The organism is Parasphingorhabdus sp. NYA22 (genome assembly GCF_976973735.1).
In genome coordinates this window covers 1,410,918-1,430,659 of the sequence record NZ_OZ333477.1, presented here as the reverse complement: position 1 = coordinate 1,430,659, position 19,742 = coordinate 1,410,918, and the positions used below count along the sequence as shown (strand labels likewise).

At 54.6% G+C, this 19,742-nt stretch carries 16 protein-coding genes and 3 pseudogenes; 10 read left to right on the top strand and 9 right to left on the bottom strand.

Annotated elements, in window-relative coordinates; all coding sequences use genetic code 11:
* Positions 1-59: 59 nt before the first annotated feature.
* The 4 genes from ACWFTY_RS06890 (at position 60) to ACWFTY_RS06875 (ending at position 5,667) form a co-directional block, all read left to right on the top strand.
* A complete protein-coding gene (locus ACWFTY_RS06890) occupies positions 60-2,969 on the top strand; it encodes a TonB-dependent receptor (RefSeq protein WP_246255331.1) in 2,910 nt (969 codons plus the stop codon).
* A gap of 318 nt (positions 2,970-3,287) precedes the next feature.
* Complete coding sequence (locus tag ACWFTY_RS06885) at positions 3,288-3,953, top strand: IS4/Tn5 family transposase DNA-binding protein (RefSeq protein ID WP_335648090.1); 666 nt, start codon at positions 3,288-3,290, stop codon at positions 3,951-3,953.
* Between the two features lie 21 nt (positions 3,954-3,974).
* Positions 3,975-5,198 (top strand): IS256 family transposase, encoded by a 1,224-nt coding sequence (locus ACWFTY_RS06880; protein WP_447526563.1) that lies wholly within the window; start codon positions 3,975-3,977, stop codon positions 5,196-5,198.
* 163 nt (positions 5,199-5,361) lie between these two features.
* Positions 5,362-5,667, top strand: coding sequence for a hypothetical protein (locus tag ACWFTY_RS06875; RefSeq protein WP_335647974.1), 306 nt, complete (start codon positions 5,362-5,364; stop codon positions 5,665-5,667).
* A 19-nt stretch (positions 5,668-5,686) separates the two neighbouring features.
* Here ACWFTY_RS06875 and tnpA read toward each other — a convergent pair whose 3' ends face one another.
* A complete protein-coding gene (tnpA, locus tag ACWFTY_RS06870) occupies positions 5,687-6,112 on the bottom strand; it encodes an IS200/IS605 family transposase (protein WP_335647968.1) in 426 nt (141 codons plus the stop codon).
* Between the two features lie 232 nt (positions 6,113-6,344).
* On the opposite strand from tnpA, the gene ACWFTY_RS06865 reads away from it, so the two are divergent.
* Both ACWFTY_RS06865 and ACWFTY_RS06860 read left to right on the top strand, forming a co-directional pair.
* Positions 6,345-6,617, top strand: coding sequence for a hypothetical protein (locus ACWFTY_RS06865; protein WP_335647967.1), 273 nt, complete (start codon positions 6,345-6,347; stop codon positions 6,615-6,617).
* A 61-nt stretch (positions 6,618-6,678) separates the two neighbouring features.
* A pseudogene (locus tag ACWFTY_RS06860) lies at positions 6,679-7,304 on the top strand (transposase); the annotation flags it as partial.
* Between the two features lie 87 nt (positions 7,305-7,391).
* Here the strand turns inward: ACWFTY_RS06860 and ACWFTY_RS06855 are convergent.
* Positions 7,392-10,121 (bottom strand): TonB-dependent receptor, encoded by a 2,730-nt coding sequence (locus tag ACWFTY_RS06855; protein WP_335647973.1) that lies wholly within the window; start codon positions 10,119-10,121, stop codon positions 7,392-7,394.
* A 322-nt stretch (positions 10,122-10,443) separates the two neighbouring features.
* Positions 10,444-10,758 (bottom strand): annotated as a pseudogene (locus tag ACWFTY_RS06850) (toprim domain-containing protein); the annotation flags it as partial.
* A gap of 111 nt (positions 10,759-10,869) precedes the next feature.
* On the opposite strand from ACWFTY_RS06850, the pseudogene ACWFTY_RS06845 reads away from it, so the two are divergent.
* The 3 genes and pseudogenes from ACWFTY_RS06845 to istB form a co-directional block, all read left to right on the top strand.
* Positions 10,870-11,588 (top strand): annotated as a pseudogene (locus ACWFTY_RS06845) (IS256 family transposase); the annotation flags it as partial.
* Between the two features lie 118 nt (positions 11,589-11,706).
* A complete protein-coding gene (istA, locus tag ACWFTY_RS06840) occupies positions 11,707-13,194 on the top strand; it encodes an IS21 family transposase (RefSeq protein ID WP_123906195.1) in 1,488 nt (495 codons plus the stop codon).
* Positions 13,191-13,955, top strand: a complete 765-nt coding sequence (gene istB, locus ACWFTY_RS06835) for an IS21-like element helper ATPase IstB (RefSeq protein WP_100092247.1) — start codon at positions 13,191-13,193, stop codon at positions 13,953-13,955. Before istA ends, istB begins: the two co-directional genes overlap by 4 nt.
* A 121-nt stretch (positions 13,956-14,076) precedes the next feature.
* Here istB and ACWFTY_RS06830 read toward each other — a convergent pair whose 3' ends face one another.
* From ACWFTY_RS06830 to ACWFTY_RS06810, 5 genes are read right to left on the bottom strand one after another with little or no spacing between them, the layout of a single operon-like run.
* Entirely contained in the window at positions 14,077-15,525 is a 1,449-nt protein-coding gene (locus ACWFTY_RS06830; RefSeq protein WP_100092251.1) for an efflux RND transporter permease subunit, read from the bottom strand.
* A gap of 4 nt (positions 15,526-15,529) precedes the next feature.
* Positions 15,530-15,793 (bottom strand): hypothetical protein, encoded by a 264-nt coding sequence (locus ACWFTY_RS06825; protein ID WP_123906196.1) that lies wholly within the window; start codon positions 15,791-15,793, stop codon positions 15,530-15,532.
* A 10-nt stretch (positions 15,794-15,803) separates the two neighbouring features.
* Positions 15,804-16,628 carry an efflux RND transporter periplasmic adaptor subunit gene (locus ACWFTY_RS06820; RefSeq protein ID WP_447526562.1) on the bottom strand — a complete coding sequence of 275 codons (825 nt, stop codon included), beginning with the start codon at positions 16,626-16,628 and terminating at the stop codon, positions 15,804-15,806.
* 21 nt (positions 16,629-16,649) lie between these two features.
* Positions 16,650-17,051 carry a hotdog fold thioesterase gene (locus ACWFTY_RS06815; RefSeq protein ID WP_100092254.1) on the bottom strand — a complete coding sequence of 134 codons (402 nt, stop codon included), beginning with the start codon at positions 17,049-17,051 and terminating at the stop codon, positions 16,650-16,652.
* Entirely contained in the window at positions 17,048-17,932 is an 885-nt protein-coding gene (locus ACWFTY_RS06810) for an alpha/beta fold hydrolase (protein ID WP_100092255.1), read from the bottom strand. Before ACWFTY_RS06810 ends, ACWFTY_RS06815 begins: the two co-directional genes overlap by 4 nt.
* Before the next feature lie 97 nt (positions 17,933-18,029).
* Between ACWFTY_RS06810 and ACWFTY_RS06805 the strand changes: the two genes are divergently transcribed.
* Complete coding sequence (locus ACWFTY_RS06805; RefSeq protein ID WP_100092256.1) at positions 18,030-18,482, top strand: MarR family winged helix-turn-helix transcriptional regulator; 453 nt, start codon at positions 18,030-18,032, stop codon at positions 18,480-18,482.
* Positions 18,483-18,659: 177 nt separating this feature from the next.
* On the opposite strand, the gene ACWFTY_RS06800 is transcribed toward ACWFTY_RS06805, so the two are convergent.
* A complete protein-coding gene (locus tag ACWFTY_RS06800) occupies positions 18,660-19,505 on the bottom strand; it encodes an acyl-CoA thioesterase domain-containing protein (protein ID WP_100092257.1) in 846 nt (281 codons plus the stop codon).
* Between the last annotated feature and the right edge of the window lie 237 nt (positions 19,506-19,742).

The following is a 19,742-nucleotide window of genomic DNA, read 5'->3' as shown; positions in this document are numbered from 1 at the left end:
GGATTTGGGAGAGAGAAATGCGTAAATCGTTATTATTAGCCGCCACAGCTATATCTACAATGTCCGTACCTGCCATGGCGCAGGACCGTGATGATGGTACCATTGATAGCAATGTCATTATCGTGACCGCGCAGAGGCAGGCACAAAGTGCTCAGGATGTACCGATTGCGGTTTCCGCATTTTCCGGGGCAGCCTTGGAAGCCCAACAGATCGAGAACAGTTCCGATCTCCAGCTAACGCTCCCGAACATCACCTTTACCAAAACCAATTTTGTCAGTTCCAGTTTTACAATTCGCGGGATCGGCGATCTTTGTGTCGGCGCGTCGTGTGATCAGGCAACCGCCATTCACCTGAACGATTCGCCTCTTTTCGCGACGCGACTTTTTGAAACAGAATTTTTCGATCTCGAACGCGTCGAAGTGCTGCGCGGTCCGCAAGGCACGTTGTTCGGACGCAATGCGACCGCGGGTGTGGTCAATGTTGTCACTGCCAAGCCACAAATGGGAGAGTTCAAGGCATCCGGCGATGCCGAATATGGCAATTATAACGCGATCAAAGTCAAGGGCATGGTCAACATTCCCATCGGTGACAATATCGCATTCCGTGGTGCCGGCGTTTATGTAAAACGCGATGGTTATACCACCAATCTTAACGGCGGCCCTGATCTTGATGACCGGGATATGTATTCGGTGCGTGGTTCGCTGCGTTTCGAACCAACTGCGGATACGACGATTGACCTTTATGCTTCATATTTCCGCGAAGATGACAATCGTATGCGGATTCAGAAGCAATATTGTCAACGTGACCCTACAGGTATTTTGGGTTGTCTGAACAGTTCTCGCAATGCAGAATCGTTCAACGCGAACTCGACTATTGCGGCTACATTATCGTCGCGCGAATTCCTTGCAACTCAGGGTATTCCAACGGCTTTTGCTCTCGGTAGTCTTTACGGTCCAGACCAATATGCAGGTGTTTCCGTTCCCGCGGATCCGCGGACGGTCAACACGGCCTTCACGCCGGAATATTTTGCCAGCGAGTTGACGTTCCAGGGCAAGATCGAACATGACTTCGGGCCGATCAGCGCGCAACTTTCCGGTACCTACCAGAAGGTCAAGCTGGATTCTCGGCAGGACTATAACAACAATATTGGCCGTAGGGATATTTATGCAACTGGATTAAACACGCTTGCTGCAGCTGCAGCTGGTGCGATCCCAGGTCTTCCTGCAGCTTATTTTGCACCTCTTGCTTCTGCGATCATTCCGGATGGACCGAACGGCGTGCTTTGTACTTCAGATACTGATACCACCGGTCTCGGGGTATTTGGGGGCAACAGCATTTGCGACGCAACACCGCTTCAATTTGACCGGTCGAATCTGGATAACAGCAGTTGGTCCGTCGAGGCGATCATCTCAAGCGATCTGGATGGTCCGTTCAACTTCCTGGTCGGCGGTATTTATGCCGACTCTCATCTGACCGAGAACAGCTATTATGTGAACGCCTTCGGGCTCGATTATGGGGCAGGTTTGCTCGGTAGCTTCATTTCGCTTGCCGATGGCTTGCCGCCTTCATTCCTCGGCACGCCATATTATCGCAACCATTCGGATGATCTGACGGTCAAATCCTATGGCCTGTTCGGCGAAGTCTATTTCGATATCAGCGACAAGCTGAAACTGACGGGTGGACTGCGTTACAACAACGACAAGAAAAAAGTTAGAGCGCGTACAACGCTGGCAGACTTCCTTGTGCCATATAGTCAAACAACCGATGCGTTTGAATCACCATTCGTCGGATCTTTGGATGCCGATCCAGGTATACCCGGTAATCAACTTTTCCAGAATCGGGAGGTCAAGTTCAATGAAATCACTGGCCGTGCGGTGCTTGATTATAAAATCACCGACGACAATCTGATCTATGCATCCTATTCTCGCGGTTATAAGTCAGGTGGTATAAATCCGCCACTGCAGCCAATTTTCGCAGCTCCGGAATCCTTCCGGCCCGAGCAGGTCGATGCGTTTGAAATCGGATCGAAAAATACATTTGGCGATGGGGCTCTGCAACTCAACCTGACTGCATTCTACTATAAATATAAGGGTTTGCAGCTCAGCAAGATTGTTGCTCGGACCGCTGTAAACGAAAATATCGATGCCGATATTTACGGTGCGGAAGTCGAGGCAGTCATTCGTCCTGATCCGGACTGGATGATCAACATGGGCTTCAGCTATCTGCACACCAAGGTCAAGGGCGATACGTTTAACAGCGATCCGCGCGATTTTGGCGGAGGCCGGTCGGATGCGGTCATCATCCAGGATATTACCAATGCATCCAATTGTGCGGTGGCTTCCACGTCCGGAAATGCAGCTGGTGTAAATGCTTTTGTCAACACGATAAATGGTGCGATCAATGCCGGTCTGGTGCCGGGACTTGCACCTGGAGCAGGCCTGCAACCAACCACGGCATTCCCTGCTGATGGTGGCATTGCTTCAACCGGTGCCTTTGGTATTTGCGCTGTGCTGGACGCAGCGGCCCAAGGAGCTTTTGCTGGTGCAGGCGTTGTTCCGGCAGCCTTTGGCGGGATCGAGTATTTCTCTGCCGGTGTTCCCAAGAACATTCGTGGGAACCAGTTGCCACAGGCACCTCAGCTGAAATTCTCCACTGGCGTGCAATATACCATGAACTTTGACAATGGCATGAGTCTGGTCCCGCGTGTTGACCTTGCTTATACCGGTGAAAGTTTCGGCAGTATCTTCAACGGCAATGTCAACCGGATCAAAGGTTATGCGCAAGCAAACGCCCAGATTCAGTTGAACGGTACGGATGACCGCTGGTATGTTCGTGGATTTGTCCAGAATATTTTCGACAGCAACTCGGAGACCGGACTATATGTCACCGATCAGTCGTCGGGCTTGTACACGAATATCTTCTCACTTGAGCCACGCCGCTATGGTATTGGAGCTGGCTTCAAGTTCTGATCTGAAGCGACCATGATATGAAGAAAGCCCTGCCGGGAAACCGGCGGGGCTTTTTTTGATCATCTAAGATGCCTTTTGGCGAAAGCGCGACCTGATCCGGATTTTAGATATATCTCGAAATTGGCAGCCATTTTGCCATCAGGAAAGCCGTGCATGGAGACTAACTCCCAAGGGCGAGGCTTGCTGTAAGCGTGGCGAGGACCTTCCAATTACCCACAAGTCGTCGCACGTGTGATTCCATTGGCCGCGCGGACCTTGCTCACGTGGAATCGAGTATGATTCATCCTCTGGCACCTGAAATAGCTGACGGGGTGCACAATGGGGAATTCTGGTTTCGACGCAGTGAGATGGGCCGATGGGGAAGTTGATATCGGCGCATTTCGCGACAAGCGTCTGGGCGAGCGGCTTAGAACGATGCTTGCGCAGATGGCAGGAGCGATTGGCGCACCGATCCCGATGGCCTGTCAGGACTGGGCGAATACCAAGGCGGCCTATCGCTTTTTGTCGAATGAAGCGGTGAACGAAGGCAATATCCTCACTGGTCATTTCCAGGCGACCCGGGCGCGCGTTGCTGCGCTTGATGAGTTTATCCTCGTTCTACAGGACACCACTGAATTCTCCTATCAACGCCGCGCGCCGGAAAAAATCGGTGCAATCGGTCTGGCACCGAGCCGACGCGATAAAAATGGCAGGCTGCGGCTTCATACGGTCTGTGGTCTGCTCATGCATTCTAGCCTTGCGATCACGACCGAGGGATTGCCGCTAGGTCTGACAGCGGCAAAATTCTGGACCCGTACCAAATTCAAGGGCACCAACGCGCTGAAACGAAGGATCAATCCTACGCGTGTGCCGAACGAGGAGAAGGAAAGCTACCGCTGGCTCGAGAACATGCGTCAGTCGACCGCTATGCTGGGCGAGTCCGAGCGACTGGTCCACATCGGCGACCGGGGGAGTGTCAGTAATTTCGTGTGCGGGCGGGCATAATGGGTAAGAAGGAGACTCACTATGTCACGACGCAAAGAACCTGTGATCCCGCATGAACTTCTCGATCAACTGCTTGCCGGCAGCGATGCCAGCTCTGTTTTTGAACAGGGCGGTTTGCTGGATTCGCTGAAAAAGGCGTTTACCGAGCGGGCGCTGGGTGCCGAGATGGATCATCATCTTGGCGAGAACAAGGAAGCAGGAAACAGCCGCAACGGCTACGGCAGCAAGACCCTGATAACCGATACCGGCAAGTTCGAGATCGACATCCCGCGGGATCGTGCTGGCAGCTTCGATCCGCAGCTGATCGCCAAATACCAACGCCGCTTCCCAGGCTTTGATGACAAGATTATCTCGATGTACGCGCGGGGCATGAGCACGCGCGAGATCACCGGGCATCTGCGCGAGCTATACGGCATCGACGTTTCCCCCGCCCTGATATCGACGGTGACCGATGCAGTGCTGGAAGAGGTCACAGCCTGGCAGCAGCGTCCACTGGATCCGGCCTATCCGCTGGTGTTCTTTGACGCGATCCGGGTCAAGATCCGTGACGAGGGCATGGTGCGCAGCAAAGCCATCCATATCGCGCTTGGCGTGCGCGCAGATGGCCGCAAGGAGGTGCTCGGCCTGTGGATTGAGCAGAATGAGGGCGCTAAATTCTGGCTCCGCGTCATGAATGAACTCAAGAACCGGGGCGTTGATGATATCATGCTGGCGGTTGTCGACGGCCTCAAGGGCTTCCCCGATGCGATCACCGCCGTGTTCCCTGATGCCGTCGTCCAGACTTGCATCGTCCATCTGCTGCGCAACTCGATGGATTTTGTCTCCTGGAAAGACCGCAAGCCGCTCGTCAGCGCCCTGAAGACCATCTACCGGGCTGTGGATGCCAAGGCCGCCGAGGAAGCGCTGACGGCCTTCGAGGCCAGTGAATGGGGCCAGCGTTACCCCGCCATCAGTCAGAGCTGGCGGCGGGCATGGGCCGAGGTTATCCCGTTTTTTGCGTTCCCCGAGGAAGTACGCAGGATCATCTACACCACCAACGCCATTGAGGCGCTGAACTCAAAGCTGCGGCGCGCCGTCAGGGCCAGGGGCCACTTCCCCAGCGACGAGGCGGCAACCAAACTGCTTTATCTGATCTTGAACCGATCCGAAAAAGAGTGGAGAATGCCGCCACGTGAGTGGACCATGGCTAAGGCTCAGTTTGCCGTAATCTTCGGTGAACGCTTCATCAAAGCCATGGCGGCGTAATGTTAAACCGCCCGCCCACACACGAAATTACTGACAGTCCCGCGACCGGGAGAACGACATTTACGAATTCTTTTGCGAAGCGCAGGCACTCGGCACACATTTTCTGGTCCGCACCTGTGTCGATCGTCTGGCCGGTGACGGTGACCACACCATTGCCGACGAAATGAGCGAGGTTTCCGTGCAGGGCATGCACCGGGTCGACATCGACAAGGACGATCATGCCGACATTGAGTTACGCTATAGACGGATCCAGGTGTTGCCACCGATCGGCAAGCAAAAGCGCTATCCGTCTCTCAACCTTACCATCCTGCATGCCCGTGAGTGTAGAGCACCTGAAGGGCGGCCCCCTATCGATTGGAGGCTTATCACTGATCTGCCGGTAACAACGCCTGCCGAAGCGATTGAAAAGCTCGACTGGTACGCCCAACGCTGGAAGATCGAGCTTTTCCACAAGATACTGAACCACTAACCGGCTGATGCCGGTAGGTTCATGGCCTGGGGCTGAAGCCAGCGTTGTTTGGCTTGGCATGCTTATCCAGATAATTGAGGATGACGTCGTCGGTGATATTGCCCGAGGTGGTCGAGAAATAGCCTCTTTGCCAGAACCGCTGTCCCCAATAGCGTTTGCGAATATGCTCGAACTCCTGCTGTATCTTGCGCGATGATCGCCCTTTTGCCCGGCGCACGAAGTCGCTGACCGCAATGTGAGGCGGGATCTCTACAAACATATGGACATGATCACGCGACAGAGCGCCATGAATGATCTTCACACCCAGTTCGCTGCAAACCTGCCGGATGACCTCTCGCACCCGCAGGCGAACCTCCCCATGCAGCACCTTGAAGCGGTATTTTGGTGCCCAGACTATGTGATAACGGTGATGAAAAGCGGTGTGGCATCCGCGTGAATATGGCATAAGCACTATCCTCCAGAAAATGACTTCGCCTGCGAGCCGGTCATTTTCTGGAGGATAGTGCGGGGCAAACCAAAACGGCTGAAGCCTGCTACCAGCTATAAGCTGGTGGGTTTACTCCAAAGGTGAGACACTAAAATCCGGCTGTCGGGCTGAGGATGCACGGCTCCGGACTGCCGAACGACTTGTCAATCTGATCGCAATATTCTGCATCCTGTCTTGGCGCATCTTCTGGATGACCATGATCAATCGCGCCGCGCCTTCCGCATCACCCAGGCTCGCGCTGACCGATGACAAAATCGTCCTGATCGATCATCTTGTGGCTTCCAGAAAGAAGGTGCCCAGGCTCATAACCATATCCGATTACCTGTACGAAATCGCGCGGCTCGGCGGCTATCTCGCTCGCGCCCATGACCCGCCTCCAGGTAACATTGTGATCTGGCGAGGATGGACCCGCCTCATGGACATCAAAATCGGTGCCAACGCCATCCGTAAGACTTGTGGGTAATTGGAAGGTCCTCGCCACGCTTACGTGGGTGTGGCCCCTCAATACGTATCAATGTTGGGCAAGTGCACGCGGCCTCACATGGGCCGTCGGCATCCCGTACAAGCAGAAAGTCTATCCCGCCGACGTGGCGATGATTTTTCCCGTCGCCGGGCGTGGTCGCCCCCGCAAGCGGCACATTCCCGACGCTACATCCGTATCGGCGAAGGCGATGTTGGAGGTAGCAAAGTGGCGCAAGGTCAGTTGGCGGCGCGGAACCAAGGGGCTGCTCTCGGCACGCTTCGCCGCCGTTCGCGTGCGAGTTGCCGATGGCCCGCCTCAACGCATCCGGAACAGTGGCGCGCAACATCTGCCCGGCGAGGAAGTGTGGCTGGTCGGCGAACATCGCTCAACCGGCGAGCGCAAATACTACCTCCCCAACCTGTCCTCCGACACGCCGATCAAGCCGCTTGCCGGAGCCATCAAGGCCCGTTGGGTCTGCGAACAGGGACATCAGCAACTCAAGGAAGAGCTCGGCCTCGATCACTTCGAAGGCCGATCATGGAAGGGGCTTCACCGACATGCGCTGATGTCGATGATTGCCTTGGCCTTCCTGCAATCCCGCCTCCTCAAGCAGGCCAAGGGGGAAAAAAGAATCGCCGGGTCGCCACCACAGCCGAGCCTGCCGACGATCAGGCAGGCCATCATTGAACGCCTCGCCAAACCTCCTGATCTGACGTGTCCACAGTGCGGACACTGCATCTCTCATCGCTCGCTCACAAATCTGCCAAAGTAGTGTTAGAACTGGCCACGCAATGTGATGCCATAGGTTCTTGGTTCCGCAAGGAAAGCCGAATAGGTCTGCTGCGATGCGACAAATGGCGTGTTGAACGCAACCTGCGAATAACCAACATTGAAGACATTTTGTGCCCAGCCTTCGATCGCCCATAGATCATCCGGACCACGGATACCGATACGCGCATTCACCAGCGTGAACCCGTCCTGTTCCTTGCCATACAGCAAATCCGAACCGGTGTTATAGTCGCTGGTCGTACGAGCGTTCACATAGAATAGACCGGTCAGCCCGCTATTTCCGATTGGCGGGGTATAGGACAATGACGCCGTAGCAGTGATTTCAGGCGCGTTGGACAGATTGTCGCCTGGCAGCAGGCGCAAAGCCGGATCGAGTGGAGAGCCAGTATCACGGCCAACCAGATTATTTTCATAGCTGGTATCGGTATAAATCAGGCCCATCGAGATATTCACGTCTCTGATCGGGTTGATCGACGCTTCCAGTTCGACACCCTGCGCGACAACGCCATATTTGACGTTATCCGGGGTACAATTGCCCGTTGCGCCGCTGGCATCGCGATCCGCACCACCGAGATCATCGCTACACGCGTTTACATTCTGAACCACATAAGCGGAGCCATTGAACGTGTTGAGCTGGAAATTGTCAAACTGCTGACGGAAGGCAGCGACGCTCAGCGAAAATTCCCGGGTCGAGTATTTTCCGCCAATTTCGAACGAGTTCACCGTCTCCTGGTCAAATTGCAGATTGGCGGTGCTCCCTGCCAATGCCGGGTTGACCAGCGTCGAACTGGTCAACGCGGACCGGTCGAGGTTAAAGCCGCCAGCCTTATAACCGCGCGAATAGCTGGCATAAAGCATCAGATCGTCAACTGGCTTGTAAGACAGGATAGCCGTACCCGTGAATTCATTCTCGCTCCGGCTGTCACTCAAGGTGACCCCATCCAGTTCGGCGGTTGAGTTACCCTGACATGACAGACCGATCAGACCGGCTGCCAATCCGCCAAGTGCACTAGGGAGCAACGGTGTGAACAATCCCCGTTGAACCGGACACATCGTATTGTCGTTGGTAAAGGCAGCGTTAAAATCCTTTGTTTCATTGGTATAGCGCAGTCCCAAAGTCAGATCGAGCTTGTCGGTAACGTGGAAGATATTGTGGGTGAAAAAAGCAAAATTTTCGCTTTTCTGATTATATGTGTCGAGCACCGTTCCCTTGTCATTGATCTGAGCCAGATTGTCCAGACCGGCAAAAATCAACGGTGTCGCTGCACCGAATGCGCCAGCACCTCCATTTGCGGCTTGCAATGCAGCCCTGCCGCCAGCGCTTAGACAGCCTGTGCTGGTTGGAGATGCAAGGGCCGGGTTAACGGCATTGACGACACGGCATGGTGCGAAGGCACCATATTGCGAACCAAAGCGCAGATTATCTCGTACCTCAAGCTTTTCGTTGGCGTAAAAACCGCCGACCAACCAATCCAGCTTGTCGTCGAACGCCGAACCCTGCAGTCGCAGTTCTTGCGTAAAGGTTTTAAACTCACGAGCACCGGCATTTTCATTCGGCTCGCGATAAAGGATATCTACCTGTGTGTAATCGGTATCACTACCCTGAAAGTTGGAATATTCACGATATCCGGTGATCGACGTGAAGTTCATCTCACCCAGTTCGGCATTGAGTTCAACCGAAGCGCCAAAATCCTCGGTTTCACCGGCATATGAACGACCGGGTGTGACATAGATATCCCGGTTGAACGTACTTTGCGTAAGCGCGTTGCTGTTTTGACCGAGCGCCAACAGCACCGGTATGATCGGATTCGCCGTGTCGGTAAGAGCGGGCGCACCAGGCTGTGGAAGAGCGAAAGGATCAAGTCCCGGGCTTACTCTTGCCCGCTGCGCAAATTCAGGCTGGACGAACGTCGCTGCACAGCAGGATTCGTCTTTCTTTGAATAGTCACCAATCACCCGGACCGTCAGTCCATCCTTTGGCTCAAACAACAGCTGGCCACGCACAAGAAACCGGTCTTTGTTATTGACGTCGGTTCCGTTTACAACATCATTGTAAAAGCCGTCGCGCTTCAAATAAACGCCGTCGACGCGCGCAGCAATCGTATCGCTCAACGGGCCATTAATGCCCCCTTCCAGACGTATCTGGTTGTAATTGCCGTAGGATGCTGCGGCATGTCCTGAGAATGTAAATTCAGGGGCGGCAGTGGTAATGCTGATCATACCGGCAGAAGAGTTGCGGCCACCCAATGTTCCTTGCGGACCCCGCAGAACTTCGATCCGATCAATCGGGCCAAGTTCGCTGAGCGCATTACCACTACGCGAACGATAGACACCATCGATGAACACGGCCACGGAGCTTTCCAGTCCGGGGTTGTCACCCACGGTACCGATACCGCGAATACGGGCAGAGCCATTGGCTTCGTTTCCGGTCGATGACACAAGCAATGAAGGCGCAAGCTGGTTGAGCTCACGAATGTCGGTTGCCCCACTCTTCTGCAATTGTTCCGCGTTAATGGCCGAAACAGCAATAGGAACATCGGACAAAGCTTGCGACCGGCCCTGTGCGGTCACCACGATCACATTATTATCGACGGCACCCTCATCACTTCCGTCAACTTGGTCGGCGGCATCCGATTGCGTCTGTGCATAAACGGGGGCGGTGGTGATTGCTGCAAGTGCAAATGCGCACGCAGATAGATTCAACGCTAATTTCATAACATGCTCTCCTGAAAATTTATTTTTTATCCTCATTAATGTATAGCCTAGCCCGTCACATTTGATAGCCAAATCTCGCATCAATGCACCGTTTTCTGCAAACTGTGGCTTTATTGTCAGCCTATGCGGCACTTTTGGCGCAACAAATGAGCAGCCGATTTGCTTCCAACATCCAATGGCCCGCATCTTCTGGAAACAGAGAATAATTAATAAGAGCAGGATGACGTAGCGTCATAGCTGGCGCGGCCTGATCTCCCCGCATTTTGGATGGTTTCCAGGCAAATTTTTGGCCGTCCCAAACACTGCTTGGACCGAAACCGGGTCAATCACTATTTATCGGCCGTCGAGAGCGCAACGCCTGCGCCAGAGTCCCCTCATCGAGATAGTCCAGCTCACCGCCCACCGGTATCCCGTGCGACAGCTGACTGAGTCTCACGGGATAATTTTCCAATCGCTCGGCGATATAATGGGCCGTCGTCTGACCCTCCAAAGTGGCATTCATCGCCAGAACGACTTCGTCAATCCCGCCCTGCTCGACGCGCTTGATCAGCTTGTCGATCGCAATGTCTTCGGGCCGCACGCCGTCCAGTGCTGACAACCGCCCGCCAAGCACATGGAATTTTCCGGGAAACAGCCGCGGTGGGGCATAATGGGTAAAAGGAGTCCCACTATGTGACGACGCAAAGAGCCGACGATCCCGGCAGAGTTACTGGATCAACTATTGGCATGATCGGATGCAGCTTCTGCGCTGGATCAGGGAGGGTTGCTGGATTCGTTGAAGAAGGCGCTCGCCGAACGGGCGTTGAATGCCGAGATGGATCATCATCTGGGTGGCGATGAACAGGTAGGCAACAGCCGCAATGGCTATGGCCGCAAGCGCGTCATCACCGATAGCAGCAAAATCGAGATCGAGGTGCCGCGCGACCGCGAGGGCAGCTTTGATCCGCAGTTGATTGCTAAATACCAGCGCCGGTTCCCTGGTTTTGATGAGAAGATTATCTCAATGAATGCGCGCGGGATGAGCACACGAGAGATCACCGGGCATCTGCGCGCCCTGTACGGCATCGACGTATCGCCTGACCTGATCTCGACTGTCACCGACGGCGAGCATCGCGCCGTGCCGGGGGCACGGGAAGACGCGCAGCGCTGGAAGAAGTTACTGCCTGGCAGCAGCGGCCGCTTGATCCGGCCTATCCACTGGTGTTTTTCGACGCCATTCGCGTCAAGATCCGCGATGAAGGCATGGTTCGCAGCAAAGCTATTCATATCGCGCTTGGCGTCCGCGCTGATGGCCGCAAAGAGGTTCTCGGCCTGTGGATTGAACAAAATGAAGGTGCCAAATTCTGGTTGCGCGTTATGAACGAGCTTAAAAACCGGGGCACCGAGGATATCATGCTGGCAGTCGTTGATGGTCTCAAGGGCTTTCCCGATGCGATAACGGCGGTATTTCCCGAAGCCGTCGTGCAGTGAGAACGGCGGTGCAAAAGTCGGCCACGGTAGCGGCGGGATGAGCTTGCTGCGGGCGGTGTAAAAGTCGTCCACCTTTACCCTTTCTGGCGACAGGGAGGGCGGGAGGATTTTTACTGTGTATTTATATCGGAAGGTTCGGCTGGCCTGTGCTGAGGGCATGAGCCAGCGGGAGGCAGCGCGGCATTTCAACATCTCGCGCGACAGTGTAGCCAAGATGATGGCGTTCTCGGTTCCGCCGGGTTACCGGCGATCGGCACCGGTCAAGCGACCGAAGCTGGATGGCTTCACTGGGATTATCGACGGCTGGCTGGACGGCGATCTGGGGGTTCATCGCAAGCAGCGGCACACAGCGAAGCGGGTGTTCGACCGGCTCCGCGATGAACACGGGTTCACCGGCGGCTACACGATCGTGAAGGACTACATGCGGGAGCGCGAACGGCGCGGTCGCGAGATGTTCGTGCCGCTGGTCCATCGGCCCGGCCATGCCCAGGCCGATTTCGGCGAGGCGGTTGTCATCATTGGCGGTGTCGAGCAGAAGGCGCATTTCTTCGTCATGGACCTGCCGCACAGTGATGCCTGCTTTGTGCGGGCCTATCCGGCGGCAACGGCGGAAGCCTGGGTTGATGGCCACGTCCACGCCTTCGCGTTCTTCGGCAAGGTGCCGATATCGATCCTCTACGACAACGACCGCTGCCTGGTTGCGAAGATTCTTCCGAACGGAACGCGTAAGCGGGCCACGCTCTTCAGCGGGTTCCTGTCGCACTACCTGTTCCGCGATCGCTACGGCCGCCCCGGCAAGGGCAACGACAAGGGTAACGCGGAAGGGCTGGTCGGCTATTCCCGCCGCAACTTCATGGTACCGATCCCGCGGTTTGCGAGCTGGGAGGCGTTCAACGCCTATTTGGAGGAGCAGTGCCGCGAACGTCAGGCGGATGTCCTGCGGGGCCAGTCCGAGACGATCGGTCAACGCCTCGCGCGGGATCTGGCGGCGATGACCGGCCTTCCTGCGGCACCGTTCGATGCCTGTGACCAGGCAACCGGAAGGGTCAGTTCGCAGGCGCTGGTGCGCTACAAAACCAACGATTACTCGGTACCGGTCGCTTACGGCCACCGCGACGTCTGGATCAGGGGCTATGTCGACGAGGTGGTTATTGGCTGCAGCGGCGAAGTCATCACACGCCATCCCCGCTGCTACGACCGCGAGGACATGGTCTTCGATCCGCTGCATTACCTTCCGCTGATCGAGCGCAAGATCAACGCCCTGGACCAAGCAGCTCCCTTGGCTGAATGGAGCCTGCCGCCCGAGTTCGCAACACTGCGCCGCCTGATGGAGGCGCGGATGATCAAGGCCGGACGCCGCGAGTACGTGCAGGTTTTGCGCCTGCTCGAGACCTTCGACATCGACGATCTGCATGCCGCCGTGAAGAAGGCCCTGCAATTGGGGGCAATTGGCTTTGATGCCGTCAAGCACCTTGTTCTCTGCCATGTCGAGAAACGGCCGCCGAAGCTCGACCTCGATGTCTATCCCTACCTGCCGCGCGCCAATGTCGAGACCACATCGGCCGCCAGCTACATGGCCCTGATGACGGAGCCGGCGGAATGACCGACGCGCCGAAGATCCTGCTGGCCGATCATCTGAAGACGCTGAAGCTGCCGACATTCCTGCGCGAGTATGAAAAGCTCGCGCGCCAGTGCGCCGCCGAGGGGCTGGATCATGTCCAGTTCCTGGGACGTCTGGTCGAGCTGGAGCTGATCGATCGCGAGCGCAGAATGATCGAACGCCGTATCAAGGCCGCGAAATTCCCGGCCACCAAGAGCCTCGACAGCTTCGACTTCAAGGCGATCCCAAAGCTGAACAAGATGCAGGTGCTGGAACTGGCCCGCTGCGAATGGATCGACCGGCGCGAGAATGTCATCGCCCTTGGCCCGAGCGGCACAGGCAAGACCCATGTCGCCCTCGGACTTGGGCTGGCTGCCTGCCAGAAGGGCCTCTCGGTCAGCTTCACCACCGCCGCGACGCTGGTCAACGAGATGATGGAAGCCCGAGACGAGCGCCGTCTGCTCCGCCTGCAAAAGCAGCTGGCCGCGGTCAAGCTGCTCATCATCGACGAGTTGGGCTTTGTGCCATTGTCCAAGACCGGTGCAGAGCTCTTGTTCGAACTGATCTCGCAGCGCTATGAGCGCGGCTCCACGATGATAACCAGCAATTTGCCATTCGACGAATGGACCGAAACCTTCGGCACCGAACGTCTGACCGGAGCACTGCTCGATCGGCTGACCCACCACGTCAACATCCTCGAGATGAATGGCGACAGCTATCGACTCGGCCAAAGCCGTGCCCGGAAGGCAAAAGCCGCCACCTGATCCAGCCAATCCAGATTTGGCCCTGACGGGCCAAAGCGGCCAGTCAACCGCCAGCTATTTGGGGAGCGCGGCTGACTGGCCGCCGCCATTTTGCACCCATCACGCTCAACCAAAAACTGGTCTACTTTTGCGCCGCCATATGGCCTGATTTTACTCCGCCGTTGACAATCGCCAAGCCATATTGAAAAAAGAAACGTCCGACTATCCCTTCCATAAAGGCAATAGGCACAAACACTGCCAACGTGGCAAATGTCCCGGCAAGCACCGCCAATGCGACCCGCTTGGTTGCTATTGGTGCGGCCTCCATTGGATCAGCACCTTCATCGACATCGCTTTGCACGGCTTCAACAACGACGATAGCGTCATCAACAAGCAATCCAATCGCGACCGTCAGCGCCAATAATGTCATGAAATTAAGCGTAAAATCGAAGGCAGCAAAGGCAGCGAACGTGGCAATAACGGAAGTCGGGATGGCCAGCATAACGATAAAAGTTGCCCGCCAGCTGAGCAGAAAAAAGAACGTGACAAAAACAACCAATACCACCGCGATCATCAAATCAAACAGGACATCACCAATGGCCGATTCGATAAATCTCGCGGTCTCTCTCGTGACAACAATTTCAACTCCGCTCGGTAGCTGGCCCTTGATTTGCTCTATCTCCGCTTTGATTGCCCTGGTCATTGCAACCGTATTACTTCCAGATTGCTTGCGAACCTCAAGGACAACTCCAGGGCGACCATTCAACTGGGCATAGCTGGTTTCATCCTCGACCGAGTCTTCCACGCGCCCGATATCGCGGACCCGTGTGACCTGTCCGTTGGGCCGATAAGCTACCGCGAGATTGCCAAATTCCGAGGCTGTATTGGCTTCCGCCAATGTTCTGGTTCCATATTGCTTACTGCGACCATCAATCTCAAGACGGCCGCCCGGCAACTCGGCATTTTCGTTTCTCAATGCCGTTATAACATTATCCGCACTAACGGCGCTCGAACGCATCTTTGCAGGATCAAGCCAGACCCGCATTTCTCTTTCCCGCCCACCTACAATTGAGATAGAACCTACACCGCGAATACGCTGAAGCCTCTCTTTAACGACCTCATCTGCAAAGACTGTAAGTTCTCGGACCGGCGCATCTCCTGCTATCAGCAGCGACAATATCGGCGCTGCGTCCGGATCAAGCTTTTCGACAATAGGCGCGTCCGATTCTTCCGGCAAATTGCTTAATATGCTGGCCACCCGGTCCCTGACATCCTGAGCCTTCACATCGGCATCTTCCGACAACTCAAACTCCAACACCACCTGACTGACGCCTTCGGCGCTGACTGAGCGCATTTGCCGAATGCCCGAAACGCTGTTGACCTCTTCCTCGATAACGTCGGTTATTTCAGTCTCAATCGTATCTGGAGACGCACCGGGCAAAGTCGTTGTTATCGAAACATAAGGAAATTCGATTTTGGGGAACAGATCAACACCTAATCTCCCAAAACTCAACAGGCCCAGAACGACTAGCGAAGCAATCACCATTGTCGCGAAAACGGGACGCCGGATCGAGACATCAGAAATCCACATCAGCTTACCGTGCAGACTTTCTTTGCTTGCGCTCTACTTTTTGCCCATCGCGCAAAGTGGATGGTGGGTTTTGGATGATTTTTTCGCCGCTCTGAACGCCTTGGGTGACCTTGACCCGTTCGAAATCTATGCTTTCGACCTTTACATCCCTTTGGCGTGCAATACCATTCTCGAACAGGAATATATATGCGGCCGCGCTATCACCTTTGACAGCCGATTTAGGAAGAATAATTGCAGATTCTGGCGGCGTCTCGATTAGCGCCCGCACACCAAGTCCGCTACTGATCCGATAGTTCGGGTTTCTTATCAGGCAATCGCAATTCGACCGTCCGGGATTCCGGGTCAACCCGGTCATTGATGATGAACACAAAGCTGTCGAAAGGCTCATCAAAGCCATCAATATAAACCTTTGCCTTCTGGTTGAGCTTGAAATCATCAACCCGGGCCTGCGGAGCACTGACGATTGCTGCTACTATTTCTAATTCCTGTAGTTGCAAGGCTGCGGATTGTTCACCCATCGAAAAGCGATTGTTGAGATAGGACCCCTCGTCGACCAATCTGGCTGTAACGACGCCGTTATATGGAGCGCGGGCAACAGTATCGCGCAGCGCTTGTTTGGCCGTGGCCAGTAGCGATTGCGATTGAGAAACCTGCGCTTTCGCGACGATCAAGTCTGTTTCAACCCTTTCGACCTGTGCTTTCGATACAAAACCTCGCGGGGCAAGCGCAATTACGCGGTCATATTGGCGCTGGGCCTGTGTCGCCTGTGCTTCCGTCAGGCGTAGCGCCGCTGATGCTTCCGCGACGCGTCTTTTATAATCTGCTTGCCTGATCTGGAACAGCGCTTGGCCCTTCTTCACCCGGTCACCGACCGTCACAAACATGGTTTCGAGCGGTCCTTCGACGAGAGCGCCAATTGCGCTGCTTTGCTTGGCCGCAATCGTGCCAAAAACCTCTACGGGCTCGGCTAAAGGTTCGGATTTGGCTGTTAAAAAGTCTACTTCGAATGTCGCGCTTTTATGAATGTCATCATCATTGGCATTCTCGGTATCTTCGCTCGCGCAGCCCGAAACCAAGCCCAACATGACTAGAGACAAGAGCATTATGACTTTTTTGACAACCATCTACGTGCTCAAATATGTCCCGCGACCGCTAGCCACCAAGCGATCATCATCGTCGATAATGCGCGTGTCTGCGGTGCTTATGGTTTTTCCAAGCTTCACGACCTGCCCAAATGCAAGAAGCGGGCCGTTGGTGGCTGCCCGATGATAATCTACCCTCATATCCACGGTCGCCTTGGCAATACCCCCTGCAGCAATAATGGCATAAAGCCCGGTCAAATCGATCAGAGACGCCAATATGCCGCCATGCACGGCCCCAATCACGGGATTAGATACAAGTTCGTCCCGCCACGGCATTTCCAGTTCCAAATGATCGTTGTTTTGCTGAATAATTTTCAGACCCAACCAGCGATGGAAAGGCGCAATCTGCATTATGTCAGCAAGATTTTCGGTATTATATTTCATGCTGCGGCACCGCGACTGTGGGTCGCATTCAAGAAGGATATTATCGCCGAGCAAAACGCATCGTTGCGGTCACCAACAACCATATGGCTAGCGTCTGCAATGTCGGTTAAAAGCGCGCTAGGAACCAGCGTTTGGAAATGAGCTACGGCCTCTTCAGACACCATGTCGCTGGAACCTCCGCGTATGAGATGAACTGGCAGTGTCAACTTCGCGGCTGCCGCACTTAACCTGTCAAAACCATTGTCTTTTGCTTCGATAGAGTTGTCGCGAGTATGCGTCACGTGGTGAATAAAATTGGGGTCCCAATGCCAATAATATCGCCCGTCTTCCCGTTTACGTAAATATCGATCAAGCTTGCCTGTGCCGGTGCGTTTCTCTCGCTGCGGCATGTACTCGGCGATAATTCTGGCAGCTTCTTCTGGGGAGGAAAATCCATCTGTCATGTGGGCCTGCATGAACCCGACCACTCTCGACACTCCGACGGCTTCCATCTTCGGCGCGATATCAACCAGTGTCAGCGACCTAAAGCTAGTGGGAGCCAGTTCACCGGCCGCAATCATGCCCGCGATTCCGCCCAGTGATGCTCCCACTAACGCTGGAGGATTACTTAGCTGCTTGGAAATAGCGATTAGATCACGCGCAAAATCGCGCATATCGTAAGCGCCATCTGATGCCCATTCACTGTCCCCATGACCACGCATGTCAAGGGCCGTCGCGCGGTAACCAGCGTTGGCGAGTTCATCCAGCACCTTCGCCCAGGCATGACGGGTTTGTCCGCCACCATGCGCAAGCATTACCGGAAAGCCGGTTTTTGGCCCAGTCGTGCTTGCCGTGATCTGCAAGCCGTTGTGACCGGCCAAGATACTCTCTTCATGATCCATACCGATTTTATAGGCTGTATAGTGACAGACAGTAAAGGGCTTTATATTATATTAAATTGATGATATGGTCACTATCATGACAACGGAAACAGCTATAATGAGTGCCAACGCGCAGGACGGCTTCCTCAACGAGACCGATGAGTTTGCGTTTTTGCTGGAGGAAGTACCGCGAGTTCTGCGCAAGACATTTGATGAATCCATTGCCCAGTTCGGCTTGTCCCGCACACAGTGGAGAACATTGGCCTATCTGATCAAGACCGAGGGAATGACGCAAACCGAGTTGGCAAATTGCCTTGAGCTGGAACGCGCTACGATCGGATTAACGATTGATCATCTTGAAAAACTGAGATTTGTCGAACGCCGGTCCGCAGAAGGCGACCGGCGCGTCTGGCGGATATTCCTGCGTCCAAAGGTAATCGATATCATTCCACAACTTCGGAAAGAGGCTAACGCCGTTTATAAAAAGATGTTCAAAGGCGTTTCCAACGCAGACGTGGCCATCATCCGAACCGCGATGGAAAAAATGGTTGGGAATCTAAGGGAATGTTGAGTGTTTAATCTCCCAAAATTTTAGCGAGTTCTGATCCTTCTCTCCCGTTGGATCAGCTGGAGCGAGTGGCTGGGGCCACTCGCTCCCTTTTTTTTGCAGTCCAGGCCAATTAATTTAATAATTATCGGACGGTGAATTATACCGTTGATACCTGCCGGGACACCAATCAAATATGCGCTAGCGCACAAAAGTTGCTATCGCTGTGGCTAGCGGTTTCTCTGGTTCATGGAAACAGCTGGCGCGGACAAAGCTCGCGGCTTTGCCTTCACGTTCAAAACAACTGTTCGTGAATAGATCGCGCGAACCTACGGCTGGACGCAAATAACGAATGTCAATTGACTCTAGCTGCTGGCCGATCGAACTTTCACCGCCTGCCACACGGCCCTGGCATGCAGACATCAGCGCCGCAGCAACGGCGCCGCCATGGACAATATTTCCGCTTTCCCATCCCAAAACGGCCCGATTTCCTGCTGCAATTTGTGGAGAGTCTGGTGCGCCCGATAAACCCAAACTGGTGCTCATTGGTCCGGGCATTGCTTGAGGACTGAAATCACCGATCAAATTATAGTCGGCCGGAGCGCCCCCCGGGAAGCTCCCCAAACGAAACAGGCCTGTTGCTGTTCCGACGATATCTTTGGACGAGTTGGTTACACTGCCTGTTACAGTGGCAGATGTTTTCCCAACCATCACCGCTTCGGCGGTCAACGTCAATTCATCCCCCATCGAAGATCCTGATAAAAGTCCGATCCGCAAATCAAAAGTTGAAATTCCGATTTCAGCCGCAATCAGTCCTTTCAACGATTGGGACAATCCTTGATCGATAAAGCCCATGAGTGCCAGCGGATCAAGGTTTGGATTTCCCGGTGCTTTGGCAATCCGCCTATTGGCTTTCATTCGACTGATCGAACGCCCGCTGCTGCATTCCAGCAACTCCATGCCGAGCGTCAATTGATAGGGGGTTACAAGTCGAACCCGCATTTTCTCACCCGTCTGTCCATCTGGCTTGATTGCGCAGTCATCCATTTAACTTCCAATAAGGCATACTCAAAATTCCTTAGTTAGGCGTAAATTGCAAACAAACGACTCCGTTCGCCGGAGACGCGAAAATTGATGCCCGCAAAACCCGAACGGTGCAAGGTCATCATGATCTTGGGGAATGAGGTCCGATGATTGCTTTTACAATTCTGGCCAACATCCCCTTTGTCATTTGGTCATGTTAAACTAGCAGGGCAACGTTGAGAGGCGTAGGCAGCGTTGCGC

What these genes read in the sequence shown, in the direction of transcription:
- ACWFTY_RS06830 (WP_100092251.1), bottom strand. Translation starts at nt 15,525, where the DNA reads ATGTGGATTTCTGATGTCTCGATCCGGCGTCCCGTTTTCGCGACAATG.
- ACWFTY_RS06805 (WP_100092256.1), top strand. Translation starts at nt 18,030, where the DNA reads ATGAGTGCCAACGCGCAGGACGGCTTCCTCAACGAGACCGATGAGTTT.
- ACWFTY_RS06865 (WP_335647967.1), top strand. Translation starts at nt 6,345, where the DNA reads ATGACCATGATCAATCGCGCCGCGCCTTCCGCATCACCCAGGCTCGCG.
- tnpA (WP_335647968.1), bottom strand. Translation starts at nt 6,112, where the DNA reads ATGCCATATTCACGCGGATGCCACACCGCTTTTCATCACCGTTATCAC.
- ACWFTY_RS06890 (WP_246255331.1), top strand. Translation starts at nt 60, where the DNA reads ATGTCCGTACCTGCCATGGCGCAGGACCGTGATGATGGTACCATTGAT.
- ACWFTY_RS06855 (WP_335647973.1), bottom strand. Translation starts at nt 10,121, where the DNA reads ATGAAATTAGCGTTGAATCTATCTGCGTGCGCATTTGCACTTGCAGCA.
- ACWFTY_RS06820 (WP_447526562.1), bottom strand. Translation starts at nt 16,628, where the DNA reads ATGCTCTTGTCTCTAGTCATGTTGGGCTTGGTTTCGGGCTGCGCGAGC.
- istB (WP_100092247.1), top strand. Translation starts at nt 13,191, where the DNA reads ATGACCGACGCGCCGAAGATCCTGCTGGCCGATCATCTGAAGACGCTG.
- ACWFTY_RS06885 (WP_335648090.1), top strand. Translation starts at nt 3,288, where the DNA reads ATGGGGAATTCTGGTTTCGACGCAGTGAGATGGGCCGATGGGGAAGTT.
- ACWFTY_RS06875 (WP_335647974.1), top strand. Translation starts at nt 5,362, where the DNA reads ATGAGCGAGGTTTCCGTGCAGGGCATGCACCGGGTCGACATCGACAAG.
- ACWFTY_RS06810 (WP_100092255.1), bottom strand. Translation starts at nt 17,932, where the DNA reads ATGGATCATGAAGAGAGTATCTTGGCCGGTCACAACGGCTTGCAGATC.
- ACWFTY_RS06815 (WP_100092254.1), bottom strand. Translation starts at nt 17,051, where the DNA reads ATGAAATATAATACCGAAAATCTTGCTGACATAATGCAGATTGCGCCT.
- ACWFTY_RS06800 (WP_100092257.1), bottom strand. Translation starts at nt 19,505, where the DNA reads ATGGATGACTGCGCAATCAAGCCAGATGGACAGACGGGTGAGAAAATG.
- ACWFTY_RS06880 (WP_447526563.1), top strand. Translation starts at nt 3,975, where the DNA reads ATGTCACGACGCAAAGAACCTGTGATCCCGCATGAACTTCTCGATCAA.